14 protein-coding genes and 1 pseudogene are annotated in these 16,922 nt (G+C 71.5%); 11 read left to right on the top strand and 4 right to left on the bottom strand.

The genetic code is table 11. The annotated features are described in order from the left end of the window. The 8 genes and pseudogenes from EYQ95_RS26370 to recO all read left to right on the top strand — a co-directional run. Nucleotides 1-305 (top strand): annotated as a pseudogene (locus tag EYQ95_RS26370) (hypothetical protein); the annotation flags it as partial. A 47-nt stretch (nucleotides 306-352) separates the two neighbouring features. Continuing rightward, a complete protein-coding gene (locus EYQ95_RS13130) occupies nucleotides 353-1,837 on the top strand; it encodes a Do family serine endopeptidase (protein WP_132327675.1) in 1,485 nt (494 codons plus the stop codon). A gap of 83 nt (nucleotides 1,838-1,920) precedes the next feature. Continuing rightward, nucleotides 1,921-3,711 carry a translation elongation factor 4 gene (lepA, locus tag EYQ95_RS13135; RefSeq protein ID WP_132327676.1) on the top strand — a complete coding sequence of 597 codons (1,791 nt, stop codon included), beginning with the start codon at nucleotides 1,921-1,923 and terminating at the stop codon, nucleotides 3,709-3,711. A gap of 119 nt (nucleotides 3,712-3,830) precedes the next feature. Continuing rightward, complete coding sequence (gene lepB / locus EYQ95_RS13140) at nucleotides 3,831-4,631, top strand: signal peptidase I (RefSeq protein WP_132327677.1); 801 nt, start codon at nucleotides 3,831-3,833, stop codon at nucleotides 4,629-4,631. Between the two features lie 32 nt (nucleotides 4,632-4,663). Then, on the top strand, nucleotides 4,664-5,035 hold the full coding sequence (locus EYQ95_RS13145) for a DUF4845 domain-containing protein (RefSeq protein WP_132327678.1): 372 nt from the start codon (nucleotides 4,664-4,666) through the stop codon (nucleotides 5,033-5,035). After that, entirely contained in the window at nucleotides 5,028-5,711 is a 684-nt protein-coding gene (gene rnc / locus EYQ95_RS13150) for a ribonuclease III (RefSeq protein WP_243699924.1), read from the top strand. Before EYQ95_RS13145 ends, rnc begins: the two co-directional genes overlap by 8 nt. Nucleotides 5,712-5,735: 24 nt before the next feature. Further along, a complete protein-coding gene (gene era, locus EYQ95_RS13155) occupies nucleotides 5,736-6,629 on the top strand; it encodes a GTPase Era (protein ID WP_132327680.1) in 894 nt (297 codons plus the stop codon). A gap of 171 nt (nucleotides 6,630-6,800) precedes the next feature. Next, nucleotides 6,801-7,556 carry a DNA repair protein RecO gene (gene recO, locus EYQ95_RS13160; protein ID WP_132327681.1) on the top strand — a complete coding sequence of 252 codons (756 nt, stop codon included), beginning with the start codon at nucleotides 6,801-6,803 and terminating at the stop codon, nucleotides 7,554-7,556. On the opposite strand, the gene EYQ95_RS13165 is transcribed toward recO, so the two are convergent. Next, nucleotides 7,532-8,311: a response regulator gene (locus EYQ95_RS13165; RefSeq protein WP_165924729.1), complete on the bottom strand. Its 780-nt coding sequence runs from the start codon at nucleotides 8,309-8,311 to the stop codon at nucleotides 7,532-7,534. The two genes, recO and EYQ95_RS13165, sit on opposite strands and share 25 nt — an antisense overlap. Here EYQ95_RS13165 and EYQ95_RS13170 point away from each other — a divergent pair. The 3 genes from EYQ95_RS13170 to rlmD all read left to right on the top strand — a co-directional run bounded on the left by EYQ95_RS13170 (nucleotide 8,310) and on the right by rlmD (nucleotide 12,449). Next, nucleotides 8,310-10,304, top strand: coding sequence for a hypothetical protein (locus EYQ95_RS13170; protein WP_165924730.1), 1,995 nt, complete (start codon nucleotides 8,310-8,312; stop codon nucleotides 10,302-10,304). The genes EYQ95_RS13165 and EYQ95_RS13170 overlap by 2 nt on opposite strands. Nucleotides 10,305-10,373: 69 nt before the next feature. Continuing rightward, complete coding sequence (locus EYQ95_RS13175; protein WP_132327684.1) at nucleotides 10,374-11,000, top strand: YdbL family protein; 627 nt, start codon at nucleotides 10,374-10,376, stop codon at nucleotides 10,998-11,000. A 132-nt stretch (nucleotides 11,001-11,132) separates the two neighbouring features. Continuing rightward, nucleotides 11,133-12,449, top strand: coding sequence for a 23S rRNA (uracil(1939)-C(5))-methyltransferase RlmD (rlmD, locus tag EYQ95_RS13180; protein ID WP_132327685.1), 1,317 nt, complete (start codon nucleotides 11,133-11,135; stop codon nucleotides 12,447-12,449). Nucleotides 12,450-12,465: 16 nt separating this feature from the next. Here the strand turns inward: rlmD and EYQ95_RS13185 are convergent, their stop codons facing one another. The 3 genes from EYQ95_RS13185 to EYQ95_RS13195 all read right to left on the bottom strand — a co-directional run bounded on the left by EYQ95_RS13185 (nucleotide 12,466) and on the right by EYQ95_RS13195 (nucleotide 16,871). Next, nucleotides 12,466-13,212 carry a phosphoadenylyl-sulfate reductase gene (locus EYQ95_RS13185; RefSeq protein ID WP_132327686.1) on the bottom strand — a complete coding sequence of 249 codons (747 nt, stop codon included), beginning with the start codon at nucleotides 13,210-13,212 and terminating at the stop codon, nucleotides 12,466-12,468. After that, nucleotides 13,209-14,912 carry an assimilatory sulfite reductase (NADPH) hemoprotein subunit gene (gene cysI / locus EYQ95_RS13190; protein ID WP_132327687.1) on the bottom strand — a complete coding sequence of 568 codons (1,704 nt, stop codon included), beginning with the start codon at nucleotides 14,910-14,912 and terminating at the stop codon, nucleotides 13,209-13,211. Before cysI ends, EYQ95_RS13185 begins: the two co-directional genes overlap by 4 nt. Before the next feature lie 162 nt (nucleotides 14,913-15,074). Further along, nucleotides 15,075-16,871, bottom strand: coding sequence for an assimilatory sulfite reductase (NADPH) flavoprotein subunit (locus tag EYQ95_RS13195; RefSeq protein WP_132327688.1), 1,797 nt, complete (start codon nucleotides 16,869-16,871; stop codon nucleotides 15,075-15,077). Nucleotides 16,872-16,922: the final 51 nt, after the last annotated feature.

Consider the following 16,922-nt stretch of genomic DNA (forward strand, 5'->3'; position numbering starts at 1 on the left):
GGCTCGTCGCAACCGCGCCGCGGCGCGAACGCCCGGCTGCCGTCCCGCGGGCGGATTCGGGCCGCGCTGCCACGGCGTCCGTCGCCGAAGCGGCGCTGCTGGCCGCCCCGTCCGGCAATCCCTTCAATCTCGCCGCTGGCGAAGCGCTCACGGCGCGCCCGTGGCCGCGCGCGACGCTGGGCGGCGGCTCCGGGGCGTTCACCGCCCGCTATGGCGTCGCCGGCGACAGTGCGGGCGAGCGCCCGTCGTTCTACCCCTTCGAGCCCCGCCCGCAGGGCGAGCCGGAGCAGGTGCCTGCGCCCTGACCCGGGCGGGCACGCCGCCACAACCCGATTTCCGTGAGGCCGATTCGATGAACCGACCCATGCGTACCCTCGTCCTGGTGGGCGCCATCGCGATGGCGCTGCCCGTGGCCTGCACGGCGCAGCAGCCCGCGCACGTCGCGCCGCTGCCCGTGCCCTCCACCGCGCCGCCGGCGGTGCCGATGGTGAGCGGCCTGCCGGACTTCACCAACCTCGTGCAGCAGGTGGGCCCGGCCGTGGTCAACATCAGCGCCGAGATCGGCTCGCGCCGGGTCGCCAATCCGCGCGGGCAGCTGCCCGACGACGAGCGCATCCCCGAGTTCTTCCGCCGCTTCTTCGGCGAGGACATGCCGTTTCCCGGCATGCCCGACGGCGGCCCGCGCGGCCTGTCGCAGGGCACGGGCTTCCTGATCTCCGACGACGGCTACATCCTCACCAACCACCACGTCGTCGCCAACGCCACGCAGGTGACCGTCCGCCTGTCGGACCGCCGCGAGTTCCAGGCGAAGCTGGTGGGCAGCGACGAGCAGTCCGACGTCGCCCTGCTCAAGATCGAGGGCCGCGGCCTGCCGGCCCTGCGCACCGCCACGCAGCCGGTCAAGCCCGGGCAGTGGGTGGTCGCCATCGGCTCGCCGTTCGGGCTCGAGCATTCGGTCACGGCGGGCATCGTGAGCGCCGTGGGGCGCGCCACCGGGACGCAGCAGTACGTTCCCTTCATCCAGACCGACGTCGCCATCAACCGCGGCAACTCGGGCGGCCCGCTGCTCAACACGCGCGGCGAGGTGGTCGGCATCAATTCGCAGATCTTCTCGAACTCCGGCGGCTACATGGGCGTGAGCTTCGCGATCCCGATCGACCTCGCGGTGTCGGTGACCAACCAGTTGCGCACCACCGGTCGCGTGCAGCGCGGCCTGCTGGGCGTGGGCGTGGAGCCGGTGGACGCCGAGGATGCGCGCGGCTTCGGGCTGCCCGACACGCTGGGCGCGCTGGTGAACGCGGTGCAGCCCGGTGGCGCGGCGGACAAGGCCGGCATCCGCCCGGGCGACGTGATCCGGGCGGTCAACGGCCGGGCCGTGGCCGCCCATAGCGACCTGCCGCCGCTGATCGGCGCCTTGCCGCCCGGCTCGCGCGTCCGGCTCAGCCTGTTCCGCGACGGGCGCACCATCGAGATCCCGGTGGTGCTCGACGCGCTGGCCGATGGCGGCGGCGGCGCGGCGGCGCCGCAGGCCGCGCCCGCACAGCCCGATGCCGACCCGGCGGGCCTCGGCGTGGCGGTGCAGGACCTGACCGCCGCCGAGCGCCAGCGCCTCGGCCTGCGCGCCGACGAGGGCGTGCGCATCGCGCGCGTGGATCGCGGGCCGGCGGGCAAGGCCGGCCTGCAGGCCGGCGACATCGTGCTCCAGGTCGGCCGCACGCCGGTCGGCTCGGCGGCGGCGTTCGCCCGCGCGGTCGCCCAGGTGCCGGCCAAGCAGGCGGTCATGCTGCTGGTGCGCCGCGGCGGCGGGTCGCAGTTCATCGCCGTCGAACGGGACTGAACGACGCCGGCCGCACCACGCGGCCGGCAGCGGCCGGGGCCATGCGATAATCCCGCGTTATTTTTCGCCTGGCCCCGCGCTCCATGCAGCAGATCCGCAATTTCTCCATCATCGCCCACGTCGACCACGGCAAGTCGACGCTGGCCGACCGCATCATCCAGATCTGCGGCGGCCTCGAAGCGCGCGAGATGGAAGCGCAGGTGCTCGATTCGAACCCGATCGAGCGCGAGCGCGGCATCACCATCAAGGCCCAGTCCGTCTCGCTTCCGTACAAGGCGAAGGACGGGCAGACCTACTACCTCAACTTCATCGACACCCCCGGCCACGTCGACTTCAGCTACGAGGTCTCGCGCTCGCTCGCCGCCTGCGAGGGCGCGCTGCTGGTGGTCGATGCCGCGCAGGGCGTGGAGGCACAGTCGGTCGCCAACTGCTACACGGCCGTCGAGCAGGGGCTCGAGGTCGTGCCGGTGCTCAACAAGATCGACCTGCCGACCGCCGACATCGACCGCGCGAAGGCCGAGATCGAGGCCGTGATCGGCATCGACGCCTCCGATGCCGTCGCCATCAGCGCCAAGACCGGCCTCAACGTGGTCGACGTGCTGGAGGCCATCGTCCACCGCATTCCGCCGCCCAAGCCGCGCGACACCGACAAGCTGCAGGCGCTGATCATCGACTCCTGGTTCGACAATTACCTCGGCGTCGTCTCGCTCGTGCGCGTCATGCAGGGGGAGATCAAGAAGGGCGACAAGCTGCTGGTGATGTCGACGGGGCGCACGCACCAGGTCGACGACGTGGGCGTGTTCACGCCCAAGCGCAAGGTGCTGCCGGCGCTGCGCGCGGGTGAAGTGGGCTGGGTCACCGCCTCGATCAAGGACGTGCACGGCGCCCCGGTGGGCGACACGCTCACGCTCGCGACCGACCCGGCGCCCAGGCCGCTGCCCGGCTTCCAGGAAATGCAGCCGCGCGTGTTCGCCGGCCTGTTCCCGGTCGACGCCGAGGACTATCCGGACCTTCGCGAGGCGCTGGAGAAGCTGCGCCTCAACGACGCCGCGCTGCGCTTCGAGCCCGAGAGCTCCGAGGCCATGGGCTTCGGCTTCCGCTGCGGGTTCCTGGGCATGCTGCACATGGAGATCGTGCAGGAGCGCCTGGAGCGCGAGTACGACCTCAACCTGATCACCACCGCGCCGACGGTGATCTACGAGGTGCTCAAGACGGACGGTTCCGTCGTGCCCATGGACAACCCGGCCAAGCTGCCACCGGTGAACCAGGTCGAGGAGATCCGTGAGCCGATCATCCGCGCCAACATCCTCACGCCGCCGGATTACGTGGGCAACGTGATCAAGCTCTGCGAGGAGAAGCGCGGCGTCCAGCTGGGCATCAACTACATGGGCGGGCAGGTGCAGATCAGCTACGAGCTGCCCATGGCCGAGGTGGTGCTCGACTTCTTCGACAAGCTCAAGTCCGTGAGTCGCGGCTACGCCTCGCTGGACTACCACTTCCTGCGCTTCCAGGCCGGCCCGTTCGTGCGCGTGGACACGCTGATCAACGGCGACAAGGTCGATGCGCTGTCGATCATCACGCATCGCTCCCACGCCGATCGTCGCGGCCGCGACCTCTGCGAGAAGATGAAGGAGCTGATCCCGCGGCAGATGTTCGACGTCGCCATCCAGTCGGCCATCGGCTCGCAGATCATCGCGCGGACCACGGTCAAGGCCATGCGCAAGAACGTGCTGGCCAAGTGCTACGGCGGCGACATCACGCGCAAGAAGAAGCTTCTGGAGAAGCAGAAGGAAGGCAAGAAGCGCATGAAGCAGGTCGGCCGCGTCGAGATCCCGCAGGAAGCCTTCCTGGCGGTGTTGAAGGTCGACCAGTGAAGCGGGGGCTCGGGATCGGGGACTCGGGATTCGTCCAAGCGAAGCCCGCCCGACCCGACGACCCCGGCTTCTGCGAATCCCGAATCCCGAATCACTAATCCCGGCTCCAAGGAACACGAATGCGCTGGTTCGAAATCGCCCTCGTCGTGCTGACCCTGTTCACCGGGCTGGTCTGGCTGCTGGACAAGCTGGTGCTCGCCAAGCGGCGTGCCGCCGCGGACGGGTTGCTCGCCAACCAGGCCGAGCCCGTCGTGGTCGACTACTCGAAGTCGTTCTTCCCGGTGCTGGCGATCGTGCTGATCCTGCGCAGCTTCGTCGCCGAGCCTTTCCGCATCCCGTCGAACTCGATGATGCCGACGCTGCTGACGGGCGACTTCATTCTCGTCAACAAGTTCGCCTACGGCCTGCGCCTGCCCATCAGCAATGCCAAGTTCGTCGACCTCGGCGAGCCCGCGCGCGGCGACGTCGTCGTGTTCAAGCCGCCGCACCACCCCGAGCAGGACTGGATCAAGCGCGTCGTGGGCCTGCCCGGCGACACGATCGCCTATCGCGACAACCAGGTCATCCTCAACGGCGAGCCGCTGGCCTACGAGGAGCTGGGCGCCTACGAGGGCGTGGGCAACGGCGCGGAGATGACCGGCGCCGAGGAGCGCCGCGAGGCGCTGCCGGGCCGCCCGCACCGGATCCTGGAGCGCACGCAGGACTACCTGCGCGACCCGGGCGAGGGCGAGTGGGTGGTCCCGGAAGGCCACTATTTCGTGATGGGCGACAACCGCGACAACAGCGAGGACAGCCGATACTGGGGCCTGCTGCCGGAAGCCAACCTGCGCGGCAAGGCCTTCCTGGTCTGGCTCAACTGCGAAGGCTGGTTCTGCCAGGGCGCGTTCGACACCTCGCGCATCGGCAACGCCATCGAGTGATACCGTAGAAGCGGTTCCGGGGAGGACGGTTCATGAAGCGCGCTCAACAAGGCATGACCCTGATCGGGTTCGTCCTGGTGCTGGCCGTGGCCGGCGTGTTCATCTACATGGGGATGAAGCTGATCCCGATGTATTCGGAGTACTACGCCGTGAAACAGGCGATGGAGGGGCTGGCGCAGGAGGGGGCCGGCGCCTACGACGCCGCCAAGGTCAAGGACCTGTTCTTCCGCCGCCTCGACATGAGCTACAGCGAGAACGTGAAGCCGGCGGACGTGAAGCTGCTGCGCAAGGACGCGGGCTGGATGATGACCGTGGACTATGAAGTGCGCCGCCCGCTCATCGCCAACATCGACGTGGTGGGCCATTTCGTGGCCGAGAAGGAGCTCAAGCGCATCGGTGAGTGACCGCATCGCCCACCGGTTCGCCCGCCCCGAGTTGCTCGAACGTGCCCTGCGGCACCGAAGCGCGGGCACGCCGCACAACGAACGGCTGGAGTTCCTCGGCGACGCGCTGGTCAACCTGATCGTCGCGGAGGCGCTGTACGAACGCTGGCCGCAGGCGGACGAGGGCGCGCTCACCCGGGCGCGTGCCGAGCTGGTGCGCGAGTCCTCGCTCGCCACCATCGCGCGCACGCTGGAGCTCGGCCCGCGGCTTACGCTGGGCCCGGGCGAGATGAAGACCGGCGGACACCGTCGCGACTCGATCCTGGCCGACGCGGTCGAGGCCATCGTCGGGGCCATCCACCTCGACGCCGGCTTCGAGGCCTGCCGCGCGATCGTGCTGCCCTGGTTCGAGCCGGCGCTGGCGGCCCTGCCGCCGCCGAACAAGGTCGGCAAGGACGCCAAGACGCGCCTGCAGGAGTGGCTGCAGGGCCGCCAGCATCCCCTGCCGGTCTATGCCCTGCTGTCGGAGGAGGGGCAGGAGCATGCGCGCACGTTCCACGTGAGCTGCACGCTGGCCCAGCCCGCGCTCGTCACGGAGGGCTCGGGCAGCTCGCGGCGGGCCGCCGAGCAGGTGGCCGCCGAGGCGGCGCTGGACTGCATCGAGCGGATGCGGCGCGAAGCCGCGACGGGGCGCTGAAGCCCGGCGGCTTACAATCGCGGGATGACAGGCACCCCCTACCGCGCCGGCCACGTGGCCGTGATCGGCCGTCCGAACGTCGGCAAGTCCACCCTGGTCAACGCACTGGTCGGCGCCAAGATCAGCATCACCTCGAACCGGCCGCAGACCACGCGCCACCGCCTGCTGGGCATCGCCACCTTCCCGGCGGGGCAGCTCGCGCTGGTCGACACGCCGGGCATCCATCGCGAGCAGAAGCGCGCGATGAACCGCTGGATGAACCGTGCGGCGCGCGGCGCGCTCGAGGGCGTGGACGCAGCCATGCTGGTCGTCCAGGCAGGCCGATGGGACGACGAGGACGGCCTGGCCTACGACACGCTCAAGGCGGCGGGCCTGCCCGTGGTGCTGGTGGTCAACCAGGTCGACCGGCTCAAGGACAAGACCGCGCTGCTGCCGTACCTGGCCAAGGCGGCGGAAGGGCGGGACTTTGCCGCGGTGCATCCGGTGTCCGCGCTCAAGCGCCTGGGGCTGGAGGCGCTGGTGCGCGACGTGCTGGCACTGGTGCCGGAGCAGGATGCGCTCTATGGCGAGGACGAGATCACCGACAAGAGCCAGCGTTTCCTCGCCGGCGAGATGGTGCGCGAGCAGCTCATGCGCCAGCTCGGCGAGGAGCTGCCCTATGCGACCACGGTGGAAATCGAGCGATTCGAGATCGACGGCGCGCTGCTGCGCATCGGCGCGGTGATCTGGGTCGAGCGCTCCGGGCAGAAGGCGATCGTGATCGGCAAGGGCGGCGAGCGCCTGCGCGAGATCGGCACGCGCGCGCGCCAGCAGATGGAGCAGCTCTTCGATGCCAAGGTCTTCCTGGAGACCTGGGTGCGCGTCAGGGAAGGCTGGTCCGATGACGAGGCCGCTTTGAAGTCGCTCGGGTACGAGTGAGGGATTCGGGATTCGGGATTCGGAGAAGCGGTTGCGTCGCAGTTTGCTGCTTCGCGCGCCAACGGCGGAAACGGGTTCGTGTGCTTTCGCATCGCGCCGCGCGATGCCTGCGGAACCAATCACCAATCACCAATCGCCAATCCCGAATCCCGAATCCCGACCCTAACTCCCATGCGCTACGCCGCCGAGAACGCCTTCGTCCTGCACACGCGCCCATGGCGGGAGACCAGCCTGCTGGTGGAAGTGCTGACGTTGCAGCACGGGCGCGTCGGGCTGGTCGCGCGGGGCGTGCTGGGCCCGCGCCGACAGCTACTGCGTGCGGCGCTGCAGCCGCTGCAGTGGATCCGTTTCGATGCCGTGCAGAAGGGGGAGATGGCGACGTTGGCCCACGCCGAGGCAGTCGATGCCGCGCCGCGGCTGACGGGCGATGCGGCGCTTGCGGCCTTCTATCTCAGCGAGCTGACCCTCAGGCTCGCGCCACGGCACGACCCGCAGCCCGACCTGTTCGCGGCGTATGCCCGTGCCCGCGAGCGCCTGCGCGCCGGCGAGCCGCTGGCATGGCTCCTTCGCCGTTACGAACGCGACCTGCTGGCGGCGCTGGGCCTGGGCTTCGACTGGCAGGTCGACGGCGATGGCCAGCGCATCGATCCGGCCGCGCGCTACCGGCTCGACCCCGAACACGGGCCGCGGCGCCTGCTGGTGGACCGCGGCCATGCCGAGCGCAGCGACGCCCCGAGCGGCCGTGCGCTGCTTGCGCTCGCCGCCGACGACATGCCGCCGCCCGAGGACCTGCCGGCGCTGCGCCGCGCGATGCGCCGCGTGCTCGAACACCATCTGGGACCGCGCGGCCTCACGTCCTGGCAGATGCTCGGGGATCTGGCGCGCGCGGGCGTCGCCCCGGGTCAGTCCCCGTCGACGGGGGCCTGAGCCAGCGTCTCTGCCGCCACCGCATCGAAGGCCGCCCACGTGTCGGGGTCGCCGGCCAGGGTCGCGGCGGCATCGCCCAGCCGGGCGGCGCCCACGAAACCGCAGCTGGCGCGCAGGCGGTGCAGCACCGGGTGCATCGCCTCGTGCTCTCCCGTGCGCTGGGCGGCGGCGAGGGCCACGCGCATCGAGCGCAGCTCGACGACGAACATCCGGCGCAGGGCGTCCAGGTGCGTGCGATCGCCCAGCAGCGCCTGCAGCGCGGCGGCGTCGTCCCAGAGCGGGGTCTCGCGGTCCTCCGCTGGCATCCGCACGGGCGGTGAGCCCCGGCCCAGCGCGACGCGTGCGGCCGCCAGGACTTCGGGGCCGGACAGCGGCTTGACCAGCACTTCGAGGAAGCCCGCGGCGAGCAGGCGCTCGTGCTCCTGCCCATCGCGCGAGGCGGTATGCGCGATCGCCGGCGCACGCACCCCCACACCACGCAGCGCCGCGAGCAGCGCATCGCCGCGCCCGTCGGGCAGGTTCGCGTCGAAGAGCAGCAGTGCATGGTCGCCCGCGCGGGCCAGGCCACGCGCGCGGCTGCAGGTGGATGCGGTCTCGACGCGCGCGGGCAGGCGCTGGAGCACCGCCTCGAGGAAGCCGGCGCTGACCGGGTCGTCCTCGACCAGCAGCACCCGGGGCAGGGAATCCGTCATCGGCGGTTGGCGTCCTGTCGTTATGCTCGCGCGGATGCCGTCGATCTTACGCGCGATCGCCATGACGATGCTCGCCGCCGCGCTCGCATGGGCCGGCGATGCGGCCGCACGCAGCGCGAAGGTTCGCATCGCCCGCGTCGAAAGCCCCGTGGCCGTGCTCGAGGACGTGCGCATGCGGCTGGACTGGCCGGAAGGCGCGCGCGAGGGATCGCTGCATCTGGAAGTGCGACGCATGCGGGCCCCCGACCTGGGCTACCGCTTCGAGCGCATGCAGTGGACCTGCAGCCTGCGGCGGTCCGGCTGGTCGGAATGGCGTTGCGCCGGCCCGATGCGCACGCCGCAGGGCGCCGCGAGCCTGTCGGTGCGCATCCACGAGCACGGGCTGGAAGGTTCGCTGGAGCGTGGCCGCAGCCGTGTCGACGTGCAGCGCCGCACGCGCGAGCCCGACCTCACCCGCATCGACCTCGCTTCGATTCCGCTGGCCTGGACGCAGGCACTGCTCGCCCGGGCCTGGCCCGAGGCGCAACTGAAGGGCGGCGAGGGCGACGCGCGACTGCGCGTGACGGCCGGGCGCGGCGCCGTGCGCATCGCCGGCCCGCTGGACCTGCGCGGGATCTCACTGGACACCCCCGACGGCCGCATCGCCGCCGACGGCATGGACGCCTCGCTCGCGCTGGACATGCAACTGGGCGACACCGACCGCGTGCATCTGTCGGGCCGTGTCGGTGGCGGCGAAGCCCTGTTCGGCACCGCCTACCTCGCGCTGCAGGACAGGAAGGCCGCCCTGGAGCTCGAGGCCCTGCAGCAGGGTGCGTGCTGCTGGCGCATTCCGCGCTTCGAATGGCGCGACGGTGATGCCCTGCACGCGGCCGGCGCGCTGGCATTCGGAGCCGATGGCGAGGTGCGCGCGCTCGAGGTCGACGCCGGCAGCGGCGACCTGGCTCGCCTGCGCGATGCCTACCTCGGTGGCTGGCTGGGCGCCGCGGGCCTGGGCGAGCTCGACATGCAGGGCGGATTCGACGGCCGGCTGGTGCTGCGCGACGGCGGCCTGCAGGGCGTGGACGCGCGCCTGCGCGGCGTGCAACTGCGCGATCCGCAGGGGCGTTTCGCCTTCGAGGACGTCGACGGCACGGTGCGCTTCTCGGCGGGTGCGCCGGTCGAGGGCGAACTGCACCTGGCCGGCGGCAACGTCTGGGGGCTGGCGTTCGGCCCGGCGCGCGTGCCCGTGCGCAGTGCCGATGGCGAACTCGCGCTGCGCGCGCCGGTCGACATCCCCATGCTCGGCGGGCGGCTGGCCTTCGACCACGTCTCCATCCGTCCGGCCGCGGCGGGACGCCCGGCTGAAGCCGCGTTCGGCCTCACACTGGAGCGCCTGGACGTCGAGCAGCTCACCCGTGCGCTGGGCTGGCCGGCGTTCACCGGGGAGCTCAGCGGTACGATCCCCCGCGCGCATTTCGCCAACGATCGCCTGGTGTTCGATGGCGGGCTGGCGATGCAGGTCTTCGGCGGCCGGGTGGATGTCTCCTCGCTCGCGATGGAGCGCCCCTTCGGCGTGGCGCCCACGCTGAGCAGCGACATCGTGGTGGACGACCTGGACCTGGAGGCCCTCACCGGCGTGCTCGGCTTCGGCAGCATCACCGGCCGGCTCGACGGGCGCATCGCCGGGCTGCGCCTGGTCGACTGGCAGCCGACCGCGTTCGACGCCAGCCTGCGCACCGACCGCAAGCGCGGCGTGCGCCAGCGCATCAGCCAGCGCGCGGTGCAGGACCTGTCGAGCGTGGGCGATGCATCGTTCGTCACCAGCCTGCAATCGCGCCTGATCGGGCTGTTCGACGATTTCGGCTACGCGCGCATCGGCATCGATTGCCGCCTCGCGGACAACGTCTGCGACATGGGCGGGCTGGAAGCGCGGGGGGAGGACGCCTTCCTGGTCGTGGCCGGTGCCGGGCTGCCGCACCTGACCGTCGTCGGCATCAACCGGCGCGTCGACTGGCCGACGCTGGTCGAACGCCTGGTCGCGGTGGGCAAGGGCGACGCCAAGCCGGTGGTCGACTGAGCGCCTCGATATTTCGCTACGCTTCACGCATCGTTCGGCACGATCGCCGCAACCGACAGGAGACCCGCCATGCGTCGTTGGATCGCGCTACCGCTCACCGCCGTCGCACTGACGGCCTGCGTCACGATCAACGTCTACTTCCCCGCGGCCGAGGCCCGCGAGGCGGCCCGCGAGTTCGTGGAAAAGGTGATCAGCGAGGACGATGCCGCACCCGCCGGCGGCGACACGCCGCGCGGCCAGAGCGCGGCGGCGCCGACCTCGCCGGCCGGGCGCATGGCGGCGATGCTGGCGCGCGTGGACGTGGCGGCGCTGCTGGGCATCGGCGCGGCGCAGGCCCAGGGCCAGCCCGACATCAACATCCGCACGCCCGCCATCCAGGCCATCCAGGCGCGCATGGAGCAGCGCTTCGACGCACAGCTGCGCGCCGGCTTCGACGCCGGTGCGCTGGGCTTCACCTCCGATGGCCTCGTGGTGGTGCGCGACGCGGCCAAGCTGCCCCTGAAGGACCGCGTGGCGATCAACCAGGCCGTGGCCGACGACAATCGCGACCGCAAGGCCGTCTACCGCGAGATCGCGGTCGCCAACGGCCATCCGGAATGGGAGCCGCGCATCCGCGAGGTCTTCGCCCAGCAGTGGGTGGCGAGCGCGCGTCCCGGCTGGTGGTACCAGTCCGGCGGAGCCTGGAAGCAGAAGTAGTCCGTTTCGCGCAGGCGCCCCGGGGCGCCGAACGACGGCCCGCCCCGGCGGGCCGTCGCCTTTTCCGGAGGTGGTTCAGGGCACGCCGGCAGGGTCTGCGACAATAGGCGGCCGTTTTCCGCTTCCGTCGCCGTGGCCCGCCTCGACCTCACGCCCTTTCCCGCCGAAATCACCGACCTCACGCACGATGGCCGCGGGGTCGCGCGCCGGCCCGATGGCAAGGCCGTCTTCATCGCGGGCGCGCTGCCGGGCGAGAAGGTCATGGCAGTGCAGACCGGTCGGCATCGCAGTTTCGACGAGGCGCGCGCGGTCGAGATCCTCGAGGCCGCGCCGGAACGCGTGGCGCCGCGCTGCAGCCATTTCGGCACCTGTGGCGGCTGCGCGCTGCAGCACTACGACGAGGCGCGGCAGATCCTCGCCAAGCAGCGCGTGCTGCTGGAGAACCTGGAGCGCATCGGCCATGTGACGCCCGAGCGCATCCTGCCGCCGCTCACCGACGCGGCCTGGGGGTATCGCCGCAAGGGACGGCTGTCGGTGCGTCGCGTGGAGAAGAAGGGCAAGACGCTGGTGGGCTTCCGGGAAGCCGACCCCCGCTTCGTGGCCGACATCAGCGAATGCCATACCGTGCTGCCGGCGATCGGCGCGAAGATCGGCGCCATCTCGGCGCTGGTCGACTCGATGGAAGCGCGGCGCGAGATCCCGCAGATCGAGTTCATCGCCGGCGACGACGCCATCGCGCTGACGGTCCGCCACCTGGTGCCGCTTGGCGACGCCGATCGCGCGAAGCTCGCCGCTTTCGCGCGTGAGCACGGCTTTTCCATCTACCTGCAGCCCGGCGGCCTGGACAGCGTGCATCCGCTGGAGCCGGACGAGCCGAAGCTGGCCTTCCGCCTCCCGGCCTGGGACGTGGAACTGAAGTTCCGCCCGCTGGACTTCATCCAGGTCAATGCCGGCCTCAACCAGCGGATGATCCAGACCACACTGGACCTGCTCGAGCCGCAGCCGGACGAACGCGTGCTGGACCTGTTCGCCGGCCTGGGCAACTTCACCCTGCCGATCGCGCGGTTCGCGCGCGAGGTCGTCGGCGTGGAGGGCGATGCCGGCCTGGTGCGCCGCGCCCGCGAGAACATCGCGCACAACGGGTTCACCAACGTCGAATTCCACGCGGCCGACCTGGCGAAGGATCTTTCGGCCGAACCGTGGATGCGCGAGTCCTTCGACAAGCTGTTACTCGACCCGCCGCGCTCGGGCGCCGACTTCGTGCTTGCGCACCTGCCGCTCAAGCAGTTCCGGCGCATCGTCTACGTGAGCTGCCACCCGGCCTCGCTGGCGCGCGACGCGGGCTTCCTCGTCAACGAGAAGAAGTGGCGGCTGCGCGCGGCAGGGGTGATGGACATGTTCCCGCATACCGCGCACGTCGAGTCCATCGCGGTGTTCGAGCCGAAGTGATCCCCCGCCGCGCCGCTCAGGCGGCGCGGCCGGGCGCGTCGTTCCAGGACTCGTGCAGCCCGCACTCGCGCTTGAGCCCGAAGAAGCGCGTTTCCTCCTCGCTCATGCCGGCCTCCAGCGGGCGCGTGGTGTGCACGTCGCCGATGGAGACGTAGCCCTGGTGCCACAGGGGGTGGTAGGGCAGGTCGTGCTTCTGCAGGTACAGGTGCACGTCGCGGTCGCTCCAGTCGGCGATCGGATGCAGCTTCCATCGCCCGTCGCGCAGCTCGAGGACGTCCAGCCCGGCACGCGAGCGCGACTGGCCGCGGCGCAGGCCCGCGATCCAGCAGCGCACCCCCAGCTCGTCCAGCGCCCGCTGCATGGGTTCGATCTTGCGCAGGCGGTTGTAGCGCGTGATGCCCTCCACGCCCTGCTCCCACAGGCGGCCCAGGCGCGCTTCCATCCAGGCGATGCCGATCTGCGGGCGATACACCTTGAGGTTGAGCGAGAGCCGCTGCGTGAGCTCGTCGACGAAACGGTAGGTCTCCGGGAACAGGTACCCCGTGTCGATCAGGATGACGGGCAGCCCGGGCGCCTCGCGCGTGGCCATGTGCAGGCTGACCGCGGCCTGCGCGCCGAAGCTCGACGAAAGTGCGTGGCCGCCCGAGAGGTTCTCCAGTGCCCATGCGATGCGCTCCTGCGCGGGAAGCCGTCCCAGCCAGGCATTGAGTTCGGCGCGCGCGCGTGGCGACTCGGCGGCGGTGAGCGGGTCCGGCGTGCTCATGCGGCAGCTTCCTCGAGGGTGATGTCGATGCGCCTGGGCGCGGCCACGATGCCCGTGCGCACGAGGAAATCGCCGAAGCGTTCCGCGGGCAGCCGCTCGCCTGCGTAGCGCGCGAGCAAACGATCGAGCGCCTCGACGATGCCGGCCTCGTCGACGTTCTCCCGCAGCAGGGCGTTGAGCCGCTGCCCGCGGTGGTCGGCACCCACGCGCAGGGCATAGCGCCCCGGTGCCTTGCCGACGAGTGCGATCTCGCCGAGGTAGGGACGCGAGCAGCCGTTCGGGCAGCCGCTCAGGCGCAGGTGGATCGGCGTATCGCGCAGCCCGTGGCGGGCCAACAGCTCCTCGAAGATGTCGAGGAACGCCGGCAGGTAGCGTTCGGCCTCGGCCATGGCGAGGCCGCAGGTCGGCAGGGCGACGCAGGCCAGTGCGGCGAGGCGGCTGGGCGAGGCCTCGCGATGCAGGGCCAGGCCGTGCGCCGATGCGAGCGCGTCGATGCGATCGCGCGAGGCGGCGTCGACGTTCGCGACGACCAGGTTCTGGTTCGGTGTCAGGCGAAGCTGCGCGCCGTCGACGTCGATCAGGGCGCGCGCGATCTCGCGCATGCCCGTCTGCATCGCGCCGGCCGCACCGTCCTGCAGGCGACCGGACGGCACGCGGAGCGTGAGGTGCCAGCGGCCGTCGTGGCCCTCCACCCAGCCGAAACGGTCGCCGTTGTGGTCGAAGGCGAACGCGCGCGCTGGCCCGAGCGCGAAGCCGGCGCGGCGCTCCACCTCGGCCCTGAACGCGTCCAGCCCACGGTCGTCGATGGTGTACTTGAGCCGGGCACGCTTGCGAACCGCGCGGTTGCCCCAGTCGCGCTGCGTGGTGACCACGGCCACCGCAATCGCGATGACGTCCTGCGGCGTGACGAAGCCGATCACGTCGCCCAGCCGCGGGTAGGTTTCCGGATCGCCGTGCGTGGCGCCCATCCCGCCACCGACGCTGACGTTGTAGCCGGCGACGCGGCCATCCTCGAGGATGGCGATGAAGCCGAGGTCCTGGGCGAAGACGTCGACGTCGTTGACGGGTGGAATCGCGAAGCCGATCTTGAACTTGCGCGGCAGGTAGGTGTCGCCGTAGATCGGCTCCTGCTCCGGCGTGCCCGCCACGCGCTCGCCGTCCAGCCAGATCTCGTGGTAGGCGCGCGTATTGGGCAGCAGGTGCCCGGAGAGCGTGGCCGCCGTGGCGTACACGCAGGCATGCGCATCCGACTGCAGCGGATTGGCGGCGATGGCCACGTTGCGATTGACGTCGCCGCAGGCGGCCAGGGTGTCGACGAGCGCGGCGTTGATCGCCTGCATCGTCGCCTTCAGGTCGCGCTTGACCACGCCGTGGAACTGGATCGCCTGCCGCGTGGTGATGCGCAGGCCGCGCTCGGCATGGGTGGATGCCACCGCGTCGAGCTTGAGCCACTGCGATGGCGTGACCACCCCGCCGGGCGTGCGCGTGCGGATCATGAAGCTGTAGGCGGGCTCGAGCTTCTGCAGCCGGCGCTCCTCGCGCAGGTCGCGGTCGTCCTGCTGGTAGCTGCCGTGGTACTTGATCAGCGTCTGGTCGTCCTCGGCCAGCGCGCCGGTGAGCGGGTCGGCGAGGCTTTCCAGCAGCGTGCCGCGAAGGGCACGGCTGTTCTTCTTGATGTCTTCGACGGAATGGCGGGCCATGGCGGTTTCCGGGTGCGCCGGCTGTCTGCGTGCGCGGGTGGTTGCGTCGGTTTCGTGGGAGGCAGCTGTGCCGCAGCGCGTAGGCGGGTGCGATTCGCTTGGCGGGCCAGGAGGCGCAGGCCGCAGCCCGGTGGTGCAATCACGGCATCGCGTCCGTCGCCATCAGTACACGTCCCGCGCGTAGCGGCCTTCGGCGAGCAGGGCGTCCAGCCAGGCGGCGGCATCCTCTCGCGAGCGGCCGCCGTGGGTGGCGACGATGTCCACGAGCGCCGCGTGCACGTCCTTGGACATCGCCACGGCCCCGCAGACGTAGACGTGCGCACCGCCCTCGAGCCAGGCATGCACGTCGCGCCCGTGCTCGCGCAGGCGGTGCTGCACGTAGACCTTGTCGCGCTGGTCGCGGGAGAAGGCGACGTCCAGTCGATGCAGCTGCCCGCGCCTGAGCGCCTGCTGCCACTCGAGCTGGTAGAGGAAATCGGTTCGCGCATGGGGCGCGCCGAACAGCAGCCAGTTGCGCCCGGTCGCGCCGGTGTGACCGCGGTGCTGCACGAAGCCGCGGAAGGGCGCGACGCCCGTGCCGGGGCCGATCATCAGCACGTCGCGGCTTCCGTCCTGCGGCAGGCGGAAACGCTCGTTGCGTTCGACGAAGACCGGGAGCGCGTGGCCGGGCTCGGCGCGGGCGAGCAGGCCGGAGGCGAGGCCGAAGCGGGCACGGTCGCCAGCCTGGTAGGCCACGTGCGCGACCGTGAGGTGGGCCTCCTCGCCGACCTCCAGGGGGCTCGAGGCGATCGAGTACAGGCGCGGGGTCAGCGGGCGCAGCGCGGCGACGAGCTCATGCGCCGTCCACGCGCCGCGGTGGCGACGCAGGAGGTCGACCGGCTGCACACCTTCGAGCAGGCGGGCGAGGTCGTCCCGGCGGTCGTCGGCCAGGAGGGCCATGAGGCCGGCATCGCCACTGCGTTCCGCGTGGTGCGCGACGAAGGGTCGCGAGAGGCGGGTGAGCTCGCGTTCGCGCGTCAGCCAGTCGCGCAGCGGCAGTGACCGGCCCTTGTGGTCGACGACCCGTTCGCCGTCGAGCCCGAGCACCTCGAGCACCTCGTCGACCAGGGCCGGCATGTTGTGCGCCCACACGCCCAGCGCGTCGCCGGGCTCGTAGACAAGGCCGGAGCCTTCCAGCGACAGCTCGACGTGGCGCACGTCGCGCGCCGCACCGCGCGCGGTGATCTTCTGGGTGGCGAGCACCCTGGCGGGGAAGGGCGCATCGCGCCCGCAGGGCCGTGCCGCGGCGGGGCGCAGCGGGGTGACCGTGGCCAGTGAGCGCACCGGCGCCAGCGCACGCGCGGCTTCGACGGCCCGCTCGGTCCACGGCGCGGCGACCTCTTCGATGTCGAGGTCGGCGTCGCCACGCGCGAGCCATCGCTCGCCGCCCAGCTCGGCCAGCCGCGCGTCCAGGCGGCGCCCCACCTCGCAGAACTTCGGGTAGCTCGAGTCCCCCAGGCCGAGCACGCCGAAGCGCAGCCCCTCGAGCCTGGGCGCGCGTGGGCCCAGCAGGTGCTCGACGAAGGCGCGCGCATCGTCGGGCGGGTCGCCATCGCCCTGCGTGCTGATCACGATCACGAGCAGCGTTTCCGCCCTGAGTTCGCGCAACGGGTAGTCGGCGGCGCCGGAAAGGCGCAGCTCGAGTCCCGAGTCGCCCAGCTGCGATGCGAGGCGTTCGGCAACACGGCGCGCGTTGCCCGTCTGGCTGCCGTAGACGACGGTGGCCCGCAGTGGCGCCGCGGCGGCAGGGGCCGCGGCGCGCCCGACGTCGGCGGCCGGACTTCGCGAACGCGCCAGGCCCGCGGCATAGCCGGACAGCCACCACAGCGCGTCGCCGCCGAGGCCGTCGGTGAGGCGGTCGAGCAGCTCGGCGTGGCCTTCGGGCAGCAGGTTGGCGGGCAGGGGCAGGGCTGGCGGCATGGCAGGTGGTCCTACGGTGCACGTGCAGGCTCGCAGCCGCCGCGGACGGAC

Source organism: Lysobacter sp. N42 (genome assembly GCF_004344885.1).